We start from the raw sequence: 410 nt of genomic DNA, 5'->3' as shown, positions 1-410 counted from the left end.
GACGGGCATCAGCGGTACATGCTTCACACAGAACCTGTACTACAACACGGGTGTGGGTACTGCGAAGTGCAACGGCAGCATCAGCAGCATGACCTGGAAGTCCGGGAACGAAAGTACAGTCCGCGGTTACAAATTCACTTATGACGGTCTTGACAGAGTACTGAACGCTACCTATGGCGAGACAGCAAGTATCAGCACGAATGCGAACCGCTTCTCGGAGAACGTTACGGGGTATGACAAGAACGGCAATATCAAGGGATTGCAGCGTTACGGGCAACTCTCTTCAACCTCCTACGGCCTGATAGACAACCTGACTCTCACCCTGAACGGCAATCAGTTGAGCTGTGTGGAGGATGCGGTGAGTACCGCTGCATACGGTACAAACACTGCCTTTGTGAACGGTGCAAGCG

At 52.9% G+C, this 410-nt stretch carries 1 pseudogene; it reads left to right on the top strand.

Annotation, left to right across the window (positions count from 1 at the left end):
- Positions 1-410: pseudogene (locus DW096_RS19150) on the top strand (RHS repeat-associated core domain-containing protein); the annotation flags it as partial.

It is taken from the genome of Bacteroides sp. AM07-18, from assembly GCF_003602695.1.
GTDB classification, from domain to species: domain Bacteria; phylum Bacteroidota; class Bacteroidia; order Bacteroidales; family Bacteroidaceae; genus Bacteroides; species Bacteroides uniformis.
The sequence above is the reverse complement of the archived record's forward strand: the minus strand, read 5'-3'. Positions and strand labels throughout refer to the sequence as shown.